Here is a 15,760-nt window from a genome sequence, read left to right on the forward strand (position 1 = left end):
GGAATCCATTCATGCGAATACTGTTGGTTGAGGATGAGCGCGGGCTCGGGGAAGGCATCCGAACCGGGCTGAAAAACGAGGGATACACGGTCGATTGGCTGGAGGATGGCGATAGTGCGCTGAAAGCCCTGCAGAACGAGGAGTTTGATCTGCTGGTATTGGATCTGGGGCTGCCCCGGCTCGATGGCATGACCGTGTTGCGTCAGATCCGGCGTAATGATGCTGAACTGCCGGTACTGATCCTGACGGCCCGGGATGCCACCGAAGATCGGATTCGTGGTTTGGACGCCGGGGCCGACGACTATCTGCCCAAGCCTTTTGACCTCAATGAACTCAAGGCCCGCATCCGGGCGTTGTTGCGCCGTCGAAACGGTCCTTCCCGACTGTTTCTGGAGCATGGCGGTGTGCGTCTTGACCCGGTGGCCCGCCAGGTGACCTATCAGGAGCAATCGGTGAACCTGACGCCGCGTGAGTACCAGCTGTTGCATGAGCTGATGGCCAATCCGGGCAAGGTGTTTACCCGTGAGCGGCTGATGGGCGTGCTGTACGGATGGGACGAGGGGGTCGAGAGCAATACCCTGGAGGTGCATATCTATCATCTGCGCAAGAAGCTGCGCAGCGATCTGATCAGAACGGTGCGCGGGATCGGCTATCGGATCGATGCACAATGACCTCGATACGCCAGCGAACAGTGGCACTGGTGCTGGGCGCGCTGGCGATCGGCACCCTGGTGATCGGCGTGTTCAATTTCCGGGACAGCAGTCACGAAATTGCCGAAATCTATGATGCGCAGTTGGCTCAGACGGCTCGTATCCTGCAGGGCATATTGCATACCCCACTGGCAGCCGGCACCCGCCGTGAGCTTTATCAGTCGGTCAACGACGCGCTGGCCAATGCCGGACACACACGATACGGCCATCCTTACGAAAGCAAGATGGCCTTTCGGGTCTGGCGTCGCGAAGGAACGGATATCGTCAGTTCCGCCAGTGCACCTCCTCTCTCAACGATGCCGCAACATCCCGGGTTTACCGAAATCAGGGCGGGCGGAGTAGGATGGCACGGCTTCCTGCTGCCGGATGACAAAGAGGACATGATGATCTGGGTCGGTGAGCGTGATGATGTTCGCGCCGATCTCGTCGACCGCATCGTACGGCATACCCTGACGCCCAATGTGATTGGGCTGTTTCTGCTGGCACTGCTGGTCTGGCTTGCCGTGGGATGGGGACTGCGGCCCTTGCGGCGCATGGCGCAACTGATACGCCAGCGGGATGCCGAGTCACTCGCTCCACTGAAGCTGGCGCCGTTACCGACCGAACTCGAACCGATGCAAGCGGCGCTCAATCGGCTGTTGCAGGAGATCGATACGCTGCTCAAGCGGGAGCGACGGTTCATTGCCGATGCTGCCCATGAATTGCGTACACCACTGGCGGTACTGAGGCTGAATGCCCAGAACGCACTCGAAGCGCGCTCAGAGCAGGCGCGCATTGAGTCCCTCGGCTATATCATCAGCGGCACCGATGGTCTGGCACGGGTATTCAATCAGTTGCTGGTACTGGCCCGAATGGAGCCGAAACCGGAGTGGCAGGATGAAGACCGAATGGAGGTCTATCATGTCCTGCAGCAGACGCTGGTCGAGCTCAGTGGCTGGGTGCTGGACAAGGGCCTGGATTTTGTCCTCGATGCAGAGCCGGGTCATGCACAGGTCCGGGGCGACCCCACCATGCTGGGCATTGCCATTCAGAATCTGGTCACCAATGCGGTTAACGTCTCGCCGGCGGGCGGGGAGATCCGTGTTGTGCTGGAGGTCGAAGAGGCGCACTGCGAGATCAGGGTGCTGGATCAGGGGCCCGGCCTCGACCAGGAACAGGCGGCGCGGATGTTTGAACGCTTCTACAGTCGCGGCTCTGCAGAAGGCGCCGGCCTGGGATTATCGATTGTACAGACCATTACGCATCATCTGGGGGGCACGGTGACGCTGGAGAATCGCAGCGAAGGGGGCGCCTGCGCCACCCTTCGATTACCGCTGGTGCATTGATGCGCTAGAGCGCCAGCGAGGGGATCATGCGGGTATACAGATTGAATATGATCCACAGGGTCCCGCCACACATGATGGCCAGGATCAGTACCGAGAACAGGATCAGCTGCAGATCCTCGCGCTTGTTCCTGGCCAGGGTAATGTGCAGAAAGAACCTGAAGTGCACGATGATCTGGATCAGGGCACAAAGGCCGATGACGCCGTAAAGTTGCATGCGTGAGATGTCGGTAAAGGCTACCAGGCCGAAAGGGATCAGTGTCAGTACCAGCGCCAGAATGAAGCCGACGATATAATTCTTCAGCTCGCTTGCACGCTCTTGAGCGCGCTCGTTGGAGAGTGTCTTGCCGCTCATGCCAGCCCTCCGAGATAGACCAGCGAAAAGATGCCGATCCAGACGATATCGAGGAAATGCCACAGTATGGCCAACCGGGTGAGGCCGACCTTTACATTGGTATCCAGGCCGTAGACGGCGATCTGCCCGAGCAGGGCCAGCAGCCAGATACAGGCCGAGGTAACGTGCAGACCGTGCAGGGGAACGAGTGCGAAAAAGGCAGAAAGGAAGCCGCTGCGACTGGGAACACCGCCCTTGTCGAACATCTTGTTAAAGTCGAGCAGTTCATGGCCGATGAAAGCCAGCCCCAGAACCAGGGTGATCAGCAACCAGATGATCAGCCACTTCTTGTCCTCACGGTACTTGAGCGATAGCGAGGCCATGCCGAAGGTGAAGCTGCTGACCAGCAGCAGCATGGTCTCGATAAAGGCACTTTTCATCTCGAACAGATCGCTTGGCCCCGGACCGCCGGCCTGACCGCCCAGCATGGTCACATAGGTGGCAAACAGCAGGCCGAAGATGATGAGATCGCTCATCATGAAAACCCAGAAGCCGAAAACGAACTCCTCATTGGCACTGTGCGCTTCGGCGTGGGGCGCCCCCAGATTAAGCCCCGGATGTTGTGACGGTTGTGTACTCATTGCACGGCTCCCTGCTCGGGTGGCACGGCCAGTCCCTTGTTGGCCGTGGTGCGCTCATGATCACGGGTAATGGGGGTGGTTCTGGCGACCTCATTCAGCCAACGCTCATGGGTGCGGCGTACTTCGGCGGCCGTGATGATACGCGTGGTGTTGCGCACATACCCCCGTGCAATCACGGCAATCAGCGTGGCGACACCCGCGCCAATGACCAGCCACCACATGTACCAGGTCAGACCGAAGGCCATCAGAAAGCCGGTTACGGCGGTGATGAAGCCCATGGCAGTGTTGGCCGGCATTTCGATATCAACGTACTGCTCCGGATGCTGATAGGCCTTGCCGCCACTTTTTTGCTCGTAGAAGGGATCATGGCTATATACCTCGGGCAGTACCGGGAAGTTGTACTCCGGAGGCGGTGACGGCGTGGCCCATTCGAGGCTGCGGCCGTCCCAGGGATCCCCGACGGGCACCGCGTTCTCGTGACGCATGCGAATGCTCTGCCAGAGTTGCATGAGCAGGCAGAAAACCGCGAACAGAATGATGAGCGCGCCGACGCCGGCTGCCAGCGTCCAGGGGAGATAGGCGGGTGAAAAGAAGGTGACCGTACGGCGAGGCATGCCCAGCAGACCCAGTGCATAGAGGGGAAAGAATGCCAGCATGAAGCCGATGATCCAGGAAAAGGCAGCGCGGTACCCCCAGCGTTCTTCCAGTCGGAAACCGAACGCCTTGGGAAACCAGTAGTTGTAGGCTGCCAGCATGCCGAACAACAGACCGGGGATCAGCATGTTGTGAAAGTGTGCTACCAGAAACAATGAATTGTGGACCTGATAATCGACACTTGGCGTGGCAAGAATAATGCCCGAAAGGCCGCCGATGGAGAACAGGATCAGAAACCCGAGGGCATAGACCATGGGGATCGAGAAGCGCACACGCCCTCGATACATGGTCAGCATCCAGTCATAGATCTTCACACCGGTGGGTACACCAATCAGCATGGTGGCGATGCCAAAGATCGCATTCACATGGGCACTCTGACCCATGGTGAAGAAATGGTGCAGCCAGACCGTGAAAGAGAGTACGGCAATGCACATGGTGGCGATAACCAGGGTGGTGTACCCATAGAGCTGTTTGCCGGAGAAGTTGGCAAAGACTTCCGAATAGATCCCGAAAGCGGGCAGGATCAGGATATAGACCTCGGGATGGCCAAAGGCCCAGAACAGATTGATGTAGTTCATCATGTTGCCGCCGAGGTCGACGGTGAAGAAATGGAAGTCCAGATAGCGGTCCAGTGCCAGCAGTGCTGTGGCAACGGTCAGCGGGGGCATGCCGAAGATCATCAGGATGGCCGTGCACAGGGATACCCAGCAGAACAGTGGCATGCGCATCAGATTCATGCCCTGGGTGCGCTTTTTATAGATCGTGACCGCAAAGTTGATACCGGTCATGGTCGAAGAAAGGGTCGATAGCGTGACAGCCCATATCCAGTAATCCACGCCGGCACCCGGATTCGCAGCACTCTCGGTGAAGGGGGGGTACCCGCTCCAGCCACCAGTGGAGAAGGGAGCCAGTACCAGTGACACCATTACGAGCGCGGCACCGGCCGCGGTCAGCCCGAGGCTGATGGTGTTCATGACGGGGAAGGAGAGATCGCGGGTGCCGATTTGCAGCGGCATCACGTAGTTGATGACGCCGGTAAGAAAGGGCATCGCCATGAAAAAGATCATGATGGTGCCGTGCGTGGTGAACAGCTGTCCGAAGTGTTCGGGTGACAGGAAACCACCGCCCAGGCCGAAGGCTTGCTGCGCCCGCATGATGGCGGCCTCGATGATCGCTCGCAGCAACATGACCAGCGCAATCACGATAAACATGATGCCGATACGCTTGTGATCGGGGCTGGTCAGCCAGTCACGCCACAGGACCTTCCATTTGCCATACCAGGTCAGCAGGCCGGCCACGATCAGCGCGCCGAGAATGACCACGGCGGCTGCTCCGGTCGCAATAATACCGTTGATGATGCTGGAGGTGGTCGGGTCCTTCAGCATCTCCCAGAAGGGGAGCGCATCCCAGCCAAGCCGGCCGAGCAGGAGATCGGAAAGATGATTCATTGTGCCGTCTCCCCATGCGGATGATCGGATTGCGGAAGAGACGAGGCGCGTGTCGCATGCTTGAGGGGAATCGCCTGGACAGGCGCCGTGGTCCCGGGGTGGGTTGAGTCATTCTCCAGGGTTGCAGCAGGTCCAGCGCGTGGTGGTCTGGCCACCGGCGCAGCCCAGTCGGCATGAGGACTGTTGACGATGGTCGAGAAAAGATCGCTTGATACGCGGGAGAACCGGACCGTATCCCCGTCAAGACCGAGTGCCCGGGCCACCTCCTCGCTGGTGCCTCGCTTCGAGAGGGCCGTGTAGGCTTCGCGGCCAAGTGGCTGACCCTGCTGTTTCACGCGCTGAACAAACTCATCAAAGGCTTCGGCGCTGACGGCGTCGACATCGAACTGCTGCTTGTAGAAGTTTTTGCCGTTGTACTGCACGTTACGGCCCTTGAAAGTGCCGGTGTGACTGGCTTTCAGGTGCAGGCGAGTGATCATGCGATTCATGACGTCCATCTGACTGCCAAGGGCAGGAATGAAAAAGGTCTGCATGACCGAAGCGGAGGTCAAACGAAAGGAGATCGGGCGATCAACCGGAATCACGAGCCTGTTGAGTGTGGCAATACCCTGGTCGGGATAGATGAACAGCCACTTCCAGTCGAAGCCGACCACCTCCACCTGCAGGGGTTTTTTCGGTCCATCAAGTGGCTTGTAGGGATCGAGTTTCGTGGTCTGTTGCCAGAGCACGTAACTCATGATGGCAACCACGATAAAGGGCACGCCCCAGATGAGGGTGTCCATGATCTTCGAGAAGGCCCAGCTCGGGCGATAAACAGCCTTGCCGTGATAGCGATAGCGCCAGGCGATGATCGGGGTAAAAATGAAAACCGGTAATACCACGATCATGCACATGCCGATCACGAACCAGAAGTGTTCGTATTGCGCACGAGCGATGGGCCCCTGAGGATCAAGAAAACTGATATGGCCATCACTACAGCCGGTCAGAGCCGAAGCAAGGATAAGCAGGGGAAGCCCCCTACGGATAACATGTTGCTTTGTCCGGCCCCGTGCTCCTGTGACGGGGGATCGGTTCGAAATATTCATTTTAGCGCCACTTCCCTGGCAGGAGAGACCTTAACCATGTCTGAAGTGGCAATATAGTAACGTGTTGAAATATTTCAATGCCGCAGCACGTTTTTGGCATCGTTTGCCGAGTGCTGGCCTGCATGGAGAGTCGGCACGCTTTGAGATCGGGGTCAGTATGGATCAGCCCGGTGGGGATGGAAAAGGCAGGGTCACGGCCTGCCCCGGGCAGGCCGTGATCGGATTCAGAAGGTTTCCCACTCCTTTTCGGCAGTGGCGGTCTCTGCAGCGCCCGATACCGTATCCGATGATGCCTGGCTGGTGGAGAGGGCTGCGGTTTTGGCCGAGTGTGCACCGTGACTGGCAGGAGAGGTGCGCTCCAGCTTGAACCAGGCAATCTCGGTTTCCAACTGGGTGACCTGATCACGCAGCATTTCGGTCGCGTTGGCCGCTTCCTGGACCAGGCCGGAGTTTTGCTGGGTGACCTGATCCATCTGGCTCACGGCGATATTGATCTGCTCGATGCCGTTACTCTGTTCACTGGAGGCGGTCGAGATTTCATCCATCAGATCAGTCATGCGGCCCGCGCTATCGACCACACGCTGGATCACCTGCCGGGCTTCGCTCACTACTGCACTACCCTGTTCCACCTTCGTTTTCGAGCTCTCCAGAAGCGCGCGGATCTCCTTTGAGGCATCGGCACTGCGTCCGGCCAGCCCTCGCACTTCATTGGCGACGACGGCGAACCCACGCCCCTGCTCACCGGCCCGCGCTGCCTCGACCGAAGCATTCAATGCCAGCAGGTTGGTCTGGAAGGCAATCGAGTCGATCAGCTCAATGATATCGGTGACCTGGCGTGAGCTGGCATTGATCTCTTCCATGTGCGAGACGACCCGGTTCATCATTTCGCCTCCCTCACCAGCGGTAGTACTGGTTTCAACGGCAAGCGCGCGCGCCTGGTGTGCGTTATCGGCATTCTGGTGCACGGTCTGGGTCAACTGTTCCATGCTGGCAGCCGTTTCCTCGATGGAGGCTGAATGCTGTTCTGTCCGTGCCGACAGATCCTGGTTGCCATCGGCAATCCGGCGGGTGCCGGCACTGATGGCAAGCCCGGCCTGACTGACATTACCCAGCACGCTGACCAATCGCACACGCATACCTTCAATGGCATAAAGCAGACTGCTGCGATCTCGCGGTGATAGATCAAGTGGATGACCAAGATCTCCTGAAGCGATGCGCTGAACCACCTGCTTGGCATGTTCAGGGTCACCCCCCAGACTGGTCAGTACATTGCGAATGATCCAGCTCATCACCAGCGTGATGATGAGCCCGATCACCAGCGAGACCAGTCCCATCTTCATCATGTTGCGCCAGAACGTGGCGTTGATATCGGTGATATACACATTGGTAGCGAGATACCAGTTCCATTCAGGCACGCGCTGCACATAGTTCAGCCGCGATTCGTTCTGATTCTTCTGATCGTTATAGGAGGTATAGAGAAAGGTCCCGCCCTCGGAAGGTTGCGCCACCTTGCGCAATTCGCGATAGAAGTAGATGCCGTTATCATCGCGGAAATTGCTCATGTCGGTGCCGGCGTCGCGTTTGGGGTGCCAGACCAGTTTGAGATCATTGTTGAAGATATAGATATAGCTGCCATCGTGAGTCAGCTCACCGACATTGCGAATGGCCAGCTTCTGTGCCTGTTCCCTGGTCAGTTCGCCGCTCTGGACCTGGTCGACATAGCTTTCAGCAAGATTATGTGCGCTGGTGATCAGATGCTTCAGACCCGCCATGCGTTCATCAATGAGCATCTGTTTACGCTCGAACCCTCCCCAGCCCACGATGATCATCATTCCGATCCACATCAGCGCCAGTGTGCCCCAGAGTTTCGAACGCATCGAAATTCCTTTTGCGACCCCCATCCCGGTTTCTCCTTTTCATTTATTCATATAGACAAATGGAGGTATCGGTGGATTTCCGGGAAAATTGAGCATCGGCGGAGAAAGAGCACTGAGCAGGCCTTCACGCGGCTCTTCGGACGATAATATTTACCGATGCTGGTGATTGTTAATAGCTATAATTTTCGAGTTCCAAAAAGAGTGAATCTATCGCCAGCCCCCGTCATTCCGGTGTCATGGTCACATGGCGCGCCTGAACCACTTCGCCACCGGCACCTGTGAGGCGCTTTCGACGCGACTGATCGGGTAGACATTTCGTGCCCTTTTTCCTTAGATGGTGCGGGTGTTCGCACCGGTTGATACCCGGCACCGCCATTTTGCTGCCATTGAGGGCGGGTGGTGACTGACCCCGGAATCGACACCGCAAGGCAGCCTTTCGGGAAAGGGTGCGAGCCACGCAAGAGCACGGTTGGAGAACCGTGCCCACAAGGTAATGGAGGGGAACATCGTGACCAGCGATAACCGCAAGCCCACAACGACCGATGCCGGTATTCCGGTAGCCAGCGACGAGCATTCCCTGTCTGTCGGACCTGATGGCCCGATCGTCATGCACGATCACTATCTGATCGAGCAGATGGCCAATTTCAACCGTGAGCGCATTCCCGAGCGCCAGCCCCACGCCAAGGGCAGCGGTGCCTTCGGTCATTTCGTAGTGACCGAGGATGTCAGCCGATATACCCGAGCAGCGGTGTTCCAGCCCGGTACCAGAACCGACGTGGCCATCCGCTTCTCCACCGTTGCCGGTGAGCGCGGTAGTCCGGACACCTGGCGCGATCCGCGTGGCTTCTCCCTGAAGTTCTATACCAGCGAAGGCAACTACGACATGGTGGGGAACAACACGCCGGTGTTCTTCATCCGTGATCCGATGAAGTTTCAGCACTTCATTCGTTCCCAGAAGCGGCGCGCTGACAACAATCTGCGCGATCATGACATGCAGTGGGACTTCTGGACGCTGTCGCCGGAATCTGCCCATCAGGTCACCTGGCTGATGGGCGATCGCGGTATTCCGAAGACCTGGCGTCACATGAACGGCTACTCCAGCCATACCTACATGTGGGCCAACGCTCAGGGCGAAAAGTTCTGGGTCAAGTATCACTTCAAGACCGATCAGGGCATCGAGTGTCTGACCCAGGAAGAGGGTGACCGGCTCTCCAGCGGCGATGGCGACTACCATACCCGAGATCTGTTCGATGCCATTCAGCGCGGCGACTATCCGAGCTGGACGCTGTACATGCAGGTCATGCCGTTCGAGGAAGCGGAAACCTATCGGCTCAACCCTTTTGATCTGACCAAGGTCTGGCCACATGAGGACTATCCGCTGATCAAGGTTGGCAAGCTGACGCTGGATCGCAATCCGACTGATCACCATACCGAGATCGAACAGTTGGCCTTCGAGCCCAACAACCTGGTTCCCGGTATTGGCACCAGCCCGGACAAGATGCTGATCGGCCGGATCTTCTCCTATGCTGACGCTCACCGTGCCCGTCTTGGTGTCAACTACAAGCAGATTCCGGTCAATGCCCCGGTCGCGCCCGTCCACAGCTACAGCAAGGATGGTGCCATGCGGGTGCAGAAGGTATCCGACCCGGTTTATGCGCCGAACTCCAAGGGTGGCCCGGCGGCCGATGGCGAGCGCTATCCGACGGATTCCACCTGGCAGACCAGTGGCCAGATGGTGCGGGCGCCCTATACCCTGCGCCAGGATGACGATGACTTCAGCCAGGCCAATGACCTGATCAACAAGGTCATGGATCAGTCCGAGCGCGATCGGCTGGTATCGAACGTGGTCGGTCATCTGTGCGGCGGTGTGAGCGAGCCGGTACTGGAGCGCGCCTTCGAATACTGGCGTAACATTGATGCCACCATCGGCCAACGTATCGAAGAGGGTGTTCGAGCCAACAAGGGCTGAATCCCTTCGGGATCGATTCGCTTCATGAGTGAATGAACGGGCCCGCCATCTTCGGATGGGCGGGCCCGTTGTTATTGTTATCCCCGGCAACCGGATTAACGGCATTCATTCACACGCCACAGGGGCATTGGATGACCGTTGACGAAACCGAGATCAGACTGCCTGCCGGTTGGCAAACGGCCATTGAGCAAATACTGGCAAACGGTGGTGGCCGCGTGCTGGTGCTGGGAGCGGTGGATAGTGGCAAGAGCACCTTCTGTCGAGCGCTGATGGCCGCGGCGGATCGAAGGGCGTGTACATATACGCTGGTGGATACCGATCCGGGTCAGAAGATGGTGGGACCGCCGGCGACACTAAGCCGTTCGCAGCCCACTACCCCGGACCGACTGGCGGCCATCGCCTTTGTTGGGACCACCAGCGCGGCAGAGGCCCTGAGTGGCGTCAGACAAGGCTTGCCGCGGCTGATGAAACACCATGGTCAAACGACATTGACCGTGATCAATACCAGCGGCCTGCTCAGTGGGCGAGGGCGGGCGCTCAAGGCGACCGTGATTGACGCCGCACGACCGCAGCTGATTGTAGTTCTGGGCGATGATCCGGCATTGGACGCAATTCTGCAGCCACACCGGCGCCTGCCTGTCCTGCGACTGGCCGCCTCACCGCATGCTCGGCGACGCGGTCGAAATGAACGACGTCGCGCCCGGATGGCCGCCTTTGCAGAGTACTTCGGGGAGGCGGCCCATGCAGTGACGCTACCTCTGAAGTGCGCGCGTTGGCAGGGCGATCGAGAGCCGATACCACGTCAACTGGTGGGGCTGGCGGATCAAAATGGTCAGGACAGGGCGCTGGGGGTGATACTCGAGCGACCTGATCAGTCGGGCGTATCACTACTGGCGCCCGAGTGTGATATCAGCGCAATCAGACTGCTTCGTCCGGGCAGACTCTTGCTCAGTGAAAGTTGGGAAGCCATGCCGATTGGTATCGATTGAACGAGATGGCCTGGAGCAGGGGCATGACTTCTCGGTGACGAGTCAAAGGTTGTATGTGCCATTGTTCTGTTGTCCGCTTCATTGCCAGAAATCTTCACCCGGGAGAGGATGAGGCATGCACACTAAAGTCGCAGATTGCTTATGACCATTCGTGATTATCGGCCCGAAGATCTGGAGCGGATCCTGACCATCTACGCGCAGGCGAAGCCCGATGAGTTTCGATTCGAGAAGTCAGAGTTCGATGTGGTGGGGCTGGAGCAGGATGCCCAGCGGTTTGATGATTTTCAGCGTTCCCGTGTGCAGGTCTGGGCAGATGAGAATGAGAGTGTTGAGGGCTATATCACCTGGCAGGGCCAGAAGATCGGAAGTCTGTTTGTGCATCCCCGGGCCCGGGGCAGAGGCGTGGGTCGAGCCCTGGTGGCAGCGGTGCTGGCGCGTCTCGAAGGAGAGGTCCGGTTGAACGTAGTCAGCTCCAATACTCCGGCGCAACAGCTTTACGACTCGCTGGGCTTTCGGCTGGTGGGCGAATTTCTCGGCTTCTATCGCGACAACGAGGTGCTGGTCAGCGAAATGCGTCGGCCGGCTGCAGAGATGGAGAGTTGAATGACACATGAGCTGTTCTGGCGCGCGCTGGAATACGCCGGTACGGAGCGTCTACGGGTGATGACCTCGGCCGAGGGGCTGCTCGCCCATGGTGTGGCGGTTGGCCGAACGCCTGAATGCCCCTATGCGTTTGACTATCGGGTCCGGCTGGATGAACAGGGTCGCTGTCGCCGGCTTGGGTTACAGGCGTTGCTGGAAGAGTGGAGGCTTGAACTCACAAGTGATGGTGAGGGGAACTGGCAACTGAATGGAGTCGATCGTGAAGACCTGGCCGGTTGCATCGATATTGATCTGGCGTTCACGCCCTTCAGCAATTCCCTGCCGATCCGGCGTTACAACTGGTCAGCCGGAGACACCTGCGAACTGGCCGTGGTGCACCTTACCCTGCCGGAGATGAAAGCGCATCCGGCACGCCAGCGCTACACCTGTCGTGAGCCCGGATACAGCTTCGACTATCACAACCTCGACAGTGGTTATGAGAGCGCCATCATGATCGATGGCGATGGCTGGGTCATCGAATATCCCGGTCTGTTCAGGCGAGAAGCGACCTGAGGCCAACTGTCAGCCCGGTCAGGCTTCGGGTATCTCGGCGTTGTGAAAGACATTCTGCACATCGTCGAGATCGTTGAGCAGGCCGAGAAACTTCTCCATGGCGGCGGCATCCTCACCCTCCAGTGGCGTGGTGGTCTGAGCCACGAACTGGATCTCATCAACCTCGAAGTCGAGTTCACCAAAGGTATCGATCAGCGCCTGTTTGGCTTTGGCATATTCGGTATGCGGAGCAAATACGGTCAGACGACCATCTTCACTTTCGATGTCGGTGACATCAACATCGGCCTCCATCAGCGCTTCCAGTACGGCGTCTTCGTCTTCGCCGGCAAAGGCCAGGATAGCGCAGTGATCGAACATGTGGCTGACACTACCGGGCGTGCCGATCTTTGCCTTCATTTTGGTGAAACAGCCGCGGACGTCGCCGAAGGTGCGGTTGGGATTATCGGTGAGACAATCGACGATCACCATGCAGTTACCGGGGCCGAAACCTTCGTAGCGGGTCGGCGAGAAGTCCTCACCACCGCCGCCTCGCGCCTTGTCCAGTGCCTTGTCGATGACATGCGTGGGCACCTGATCCTTGCGGGCGCGCTCGATCAGACCGCGCAGGGTCAGATTGCCCGCCGGATCGACACCTCCGGATTTGGCACTGACATAGATCTCGCGGCCGTACTTGCTGTAGACCTTTGTCTTGGCGTCGGCCGTTTTGGCCATGGAAACCTTGCGGTTCTGATAAGCCCTGCCCATGTCGCTGCTCTCACCTTTATCGGGAACCGGCGCATCTTACTCAACCCCGATCGACCTGAATAGCGCTATTTGGCGCCTTGAAAGGGGGGCATTCAGAGCTTTACTTCCTGCTGCTGCGTGCAGCCATGCGCTGGCGAAGTCGATCGCGCCACCCCAGCAGATGCCCCGAGGAGATGCCATGGAAGATTACGGAGATCAGCACCACGAAACCGACCAGAGTCCAGACTTCGTCAATTCGCTCGAACTGACCGTGGCTGACGGCATAGGCGAGATAATAAAAGGAGCCGATACCGCGGATACCGAACAGACTGACGATGCCCCGATCCGACGAGGGCATACCGGAACCCAGCAGACCCAGCAGTCCGGCCAGCGGCCGCACGAGAAAGAGGATCAGCACGCCCACGATGGCTATGGGCCAGGAGAGATCCGTGAGCAGGGGGCCGGCGAGAAAACCGCCGAACAGCACTAACAGCAGCATCATCAACAGATGCTCGATCTCCACGCTGAAATCGTGCAGGCGAATGTGAAAATCGTGCTCGTCTTCCTGGATGCGTAGCACCATGGCGGCGACAAAAACGGCAATAAAGCCATAGCCCTGAATGGCTTCGGCACCGGTATAGGCAACAAAAGTGACCCCCAGAGCGGCAAACCCGGGGCCCTTGCGTGCCAGGGAGATCCGGCTGCGATGGAACATCATGGCGCCCAGCACTCGCCCGATCAGCCAGCCGGCGCCAGCGCCTGCCGCGACCCGCCAGAGCACGTCGACGCCCAACCAGCTCCAGAGCCAGCTGCCGAGCTCACCCTGATGAGCTGCCAGCGCAATGGCCAGATAAATGAAGGGAAAGGCCAGCCCATCGTTGAGACCCGCTTCGGACGTCAGACTGAAGCGGACTTCATCACGTGGCCCCGAGCGGGGCGGTCCGACCTGAACATCAGCGGCCAGCACGGGGTCGGTGGGTGCAATGACGGCCCCCAGCAGTAATGCTGTCGCCCAGGGCATGCCCAATACGCCAACGGCCAGCAGGGTAATGATGGCAATTGTCAGGGGCATCGTGAGCCCCAGCAGGCGTGCGGTATTGGTCCACTCGCCGGGAATCAGACGACGATCAATGCGCAATCCGGCGCCCGCCAGCGAGATGATCACCGTCAGCTCGGTCAGAAGCTGGGTGAGACTCGGAAAGGCACGAGGATCGAAATTGGGGTTACCCAGCCAGCTGAACAACCCGAAGCCGATCAGTATGCAGAGTATGGGCAGTGACAGCGGCACGTTCCTGAGCAGGATCGGCATCCACGCCACCAGCAGAATCAGCAGGCCAAGCCCGCCGAGGATAATGATATGAGGCTCCATGCAGCACCACTTGCAAGCCCCGGGTAACGGGGCGTTATCGGTATTCGCCATACATCCCTGTATGGCCGTCGCGATAAGTTAGCAGTATTGAGTGTCAGAGCCAGCCCGGTTTGCCAACGTAAAGCCCTTTACTCCTGTTTCATGGTTACTACAAAAGTGCAATGTGTTGCGATGTATGATGTATGACATCTTTCAGGTGCAACCAGAGGAGCAGATCGACGATGCTTGTTTCGGCAGAAAATTTCAGAAAAGCCGAATAAAAAATACTGCTGAGTGTGTGTCGATATCGTCAGGTAGTGCCTCGGCTAACAACACGGATGGACAAGCATGAAAGCGCTCAATTCATTCCTTCCGAGAGGTGAGAACATGTTGGGAAAAAACATCGCAGCGAAACTGAAGGGAGTGCTGATTGCCGCAGTGCTATCCACAGTGGCAACCACTTCTGCCATGGCGGCCGAACACGCCCTGAGAGGCAATGTCCGTATTGTCATTGGCTCGACTTCTACCGGTGGCGATACCTATCAGATTTCCAATATCGTGGCCAATCAACTGGAGAAAAAGCTCGATCTGAATGTCAAGGTAGATGCCGTGGGTGCCAGCTCGGCATTTCGTATTCTATCCCGCGACTCCCGCGGGCATACTTTGATGATTTTCCATGATCAATCCTATCTGGGGGATCTGTATGGCGTGCCTGGATATTCCAATATATTTGACGATTACAGGATCGGTCCGACGTTGGCGATCAATCCAGGAAATGCCTACCTCGTTGCCAGGAACTCCCCCTACAAGAGTATGGATGATGTCATGAATGCCGCCGCCGAAGGCAAGCGTGTTCGTGTGGCCATTCAACCAGGTGGTGTCTCGGAAATCGGCTTTAGCGCCATGAAAAATGCACTCAAGCTTCAGCATCCCGGCAAGGAAGAAAATCTGGTTGCCATTAATACCGGCTCACAATCCGACAAGAATCAGCAGCTGTTCAACGATCAGGCCGATGTCATCAATGGCAGCGTGCAGGCCAACGGACAGTTTACTCATTTGCCGGCTGATGATCAGAAGGCAATGCGTTTTATCTGGCTGACCGCCAATCACGACACCATCAAGCAGGCGCCTGAGAGCGGGTACGGCAAGACCGGACGCGAAGAACTACTGAAATATGTCGAGCCCAATGTCACGGTGGCGATGGGGAAGGATGCGAATTTTACTTTCGATAAGGAGTTCTTCTTCCTTTATAACAAGGATATGGATCCAGAAATCGTCAATGAGATCGACCAGGCTCTGAGCGAAATCTATCAGAACGGCGATATCCAGAAGGCCGAGAAGAAGGCATTCTTTATCCCTGATTTTCGCAAGTCGGATGAGTCCGAGAAGCACCTGAAGCAGAAAATGGCGGAATACAGGAAGGTGATCAATAACATTCAGTGAGTGTTCCGCAAGGCCGGGAAAGAAACTGACTCCCGGCCTGCGTCCTGGAGTGGTCGGTAAAA

At 57.8% G+C, this 15,760-nt stretch carries 14 protein-coding genes; 7 read left to right on the top strand and 7 right to left on the bottom strand.

Going from position 1 to position 15,760, the window contains the following annotated elements; translation table 11 throughout:
- The first annotated feature begins 11 nt into the window (after positions 1-11).
- Positions 12-671, top strand: a complete 660-nt coding sequence (locus FY550_RS04605; protein ID WP_070976046.1) for a response regulator — start codon at positions 12-14, stop codon at positions 669-671.
- Positions 668-2,035 carry an ATP-binding protein gene (locus FY550_RS04610; RefSeq protein WP_149054387.1) on the top strand — a complete coding sequence of 456 codons (1,368 nt, stop codon included), beginning with the start codon at positions 668-670 and terminating at the stop codon, positions 2,033-2,035. The genes FY550_RS04605 and FY550_RS04610 overlap by 4 nt, the downstream gene beginning before the upstream one ends.
- Positions 2,036-2,039: 4 nt before the next feature.
- Here the strand turns inward: FY550_RS04610 and cyoD are convergent, their stop codons facing one another.
- The 5 genes from cyoD to FY550_RS04635 all read right to left on the bottom strand — a co-directional run bounded on the left by cyoD (position 2,040) and on the right by FY550_RS04635 (position 8,071).
- Complete coding sequence (gene cyoD / locus FY550_RS04615; protein ID WP_070976051.1) at positions 2,040-2,387, bottom strand: cytochrome o ubiquinol oxidase subunit IV; 348 nt, start codon at positions 2,385-2,387, stop codon at positions 2,040-2,042.
- The gene (locus FY550_RS04620; RefSeq protein WP_070976054.1) at positions 2,384-3,007 is read right to left on the bottom strand and encodes a cytochrome c oxidase subunit 3; all 624 of its coding nucleotides are present in this window, start codon (positions 3,005-3,007) and stop codon (positions 2,384-2,386) included. Before FY550_RS04620 ends, cyoD begins: the two co-directional genes overlap by 4 nt.
- On the bottom strand, positions 3,004-5,109 hold the full coding sequence (locus tag FY550_RS04625) for a cbb3-type cytochrome c oxidase subunit I (RefSeq protein ID WP_070976056.1): 2,106 nt from the start codon (positions 5,107-5,109) through the stop codon (positions 3,004-3,006). Before FY550_RS04625 ends, FY550_RS04620 begins: the two co-directional genes overlap by 4 nt.
- On the bottom strand, positions 5,106-5,996 hold the full coding sequence (locus FY550_RS04630) for a ubiquinol oxidase subunit II (RefSeq protein WP_070976058.1): 891 nt from the start codon (positions 5,994-5,996) through the stop codon (positions 5,106-5,108). Before FY550_RS04630 ends, FY550_RS04625 begins: the two co-directional genes overlap by 4 nt.
- Positions 5,997-6,418: 422 nt before the next feature.
- Entirely contained in the window at positions 6,419-8,071 is a 1,653-nt protein-coding gene (locus tag FY550_RS04635; RefSeq protein WP_168169264.1) for a methyl-accepting chemotaxis protein, read from the bottom strand.
- A gap of 508 nt (positions 8,072-8,579) precedes the next feature.
- On the opposite strand from FY550_RS04635, the gene FY550_RS04640 reads away from it, so the two are divergent.
- The 4 genes from FY550_RS04640 to FY550_RS04655 all read left to right on the top strand — a co-directional run bounded on the left by FY550_RS04640 (position 8,580) and on the right by FY550_RS04655 (position 12,184).
- Positions 8,580-10,040 carry a catalase gene (locus FY550_RS04640; protein ID WP_199287850.1) on the top strand — a complete coding sequence of 487 codons (1,461 nt, stop codon included), beginning with the start codon at positions 8,580-8,582 and terminating at the stop codon, positions 10,038-10,040.
- A gap of 131 nt (positions 10,041-10,171) precedes the next feature.
- Positions 10,172-11,029: a Clp1/GlmU family protein gene (locus FY550_RS04645; protein ID WP_070976065.1), complete on the top strand. Its 858-nt coding sequence runs from the start codon at positions 10,172-10,174 to the stop codon at positions 11,027-11,029.
- A gap of 141 nt (positions 11,030-11,170) precedes the next feature.
- Entirely contained in the window at positions 11,171-11,632 is a 462-nt protein-coding gene (locus tag FY550_RS04650) for a GNAT family N-acetyltransferase (protein ID WP_070976067.1), read from the top strand.
- Complete coding sequence (locus FY550_RS04655) at positions 11,633-12,184, top strand: putative glycolipid-binding domain-containing protein (RefSeq protein WP_070976069.1); 552 nt, start codon at positions 11,633-11,635, stop codon at positions 12,182-12,184.
- A gap of 18 nt (positions 12,185-12,202) precedes the next feature.
- Here the strand turns inward: FY550_RS04655 and FY550_RS04660 are convergent, their stop codons facing one another.
- A complete protein-coding gene (locus FY550_RS04660) occupies positions 12,203-12,928 on the bottom strand; it encodes a YebC/PmpR family DNA-binding transcriptional regulator (protein ID WP_070976071.1) in 726 nt (241 codons plus the stop codon).
- A 100-nt stretch (positions 12,929-13,028) separates the two neighbouring features.
- Positions 13,029-14,276, bottom strand: a complete 1,248-nt coding sequence (locus FY550_RS04665; RefSeq protein ID WP_070976073.1) for a cation:proton antiporter — start codon at positions 14,274-14,276, stop codon at positions 13,029-13,031.
- Between the two features lie 327 nt (positions 14,277-14,603).
- On the opposite strand from FY550_RS04665, the gene FY550_RS04670 reads away from it, so the two are divergent.
- A complete protein-coding gene (locus tag FY550_RS04670) occupies positions 14,604-15,698 on the top strand; it encodes a type 2 periplasmic-binding domain-containing protein (RefSeq protein WP_233350271.1) in 1,095 nt (364 codons plus the stop codon).
- The last annotated feature ends 62 nt before the right edge of the window (positions 15,699-15,760 follow it).

Origin of the sequence: Kushneria phosphatilytica, assembly GCF_008247605.1 — a bacterium.
Lineage (GTDB): Bacteria > Pseudomonadota > Gammaproteobacteria > Pseudomonadales > Halomonadaceae > Kushneria > Kushneria phosphatilytica.

Bases quoted from the DNA above. Each gene is read 5' to 3' on its own strand.
- FY550_RS04660 (WP_070976071.1), bottom strand. From the start codon at position 12,928: ATGGGCAGGGCTTATCAGAACCGCAAGGTTTCCATGGCCAAAACGGCC.
- FY550_RS04605 (WP_070976046.1), top strand. From the start codon at position 12: ATGCGAATACTGTTGGTTGAGGATGAGCGCGGGCTCGGGGAAGGCATC.
- FY550_RS04630 (WP_070976058.1), bottom strand. From the start codon at position 5,996: ATGATCGTGGTATTACCGGTTTTCATTTTTACCCCGATCATCGCCTGG.
- FY550_RS04650 (WP_070976067.1), top strand. From the start codon at position 11,171: ATGACCATTCGTGATTATCGGCCCGAAGATCTGGAGCGGATCCTGACC.
- FY550_RS04610 (WP_149054387.1), top strand. From the start codon at position 668: ATGACCTCGATACGCCAGCGAACAGTGGCACTGGTGCTGGGCGCGCTG.
- FY550_RS04665 (WP_070976073.1), bottom strand. From the start codon at position 14,276: ATGGAGCCTCATATCATTATCCTCGGCGGGCTTGGCCTGCTGATTCTG.
- cyoD (WP_070976051.1), bottom strand. From the start codon at position 2,387: ATGAGCGGCAAGACACTCTCCAACGAGCGCGCTCAAGAGCGTGCAAGC.
- FY550_RS04655 (WP_070976069.1), top strand. From the start codon at position 11,633: ATGACACATGAGCTGTTCTGGCGCGCGCTGGAATACGCCGGTACGGAG.
- FY550_RS04635 (WP_168169264.1), bottom strand. From the start codon at position 8,071: ATGCGTTCGAAACTCTGGGGCACACTGGCGCTGATGTGGATCGGAATG.
- FY550_RS04645 (WP_070976065.1), top strand. From the start codon at position 10,172: ATGACCGTTGACGAAACCGAGATCAGACTGCCTGCCGGTTGGCAAACG.
- FY550_RS04670 (WP_233350271.1), top strand. From the start codon at position 14,604: ATGAAAGCGCTCAATTCATTCCTTCCGAGAGGTGAGAACATGTTGGGA.
- FY550_RS04620 (WP_070976054.1), bottom strand. From the start codon at position 3,007: ATGAGTACACAACCGTCACAACATCCGGGGCTTAATCTGGGGGCGCCC.
- FY550_RS04625 (WP_070976056.1), bottom strand. From the start codon at position 5,109: ATGAATCATCTTTCCGATCTCCTGCTCGGCCGGCTTGGCTGGGATGCG.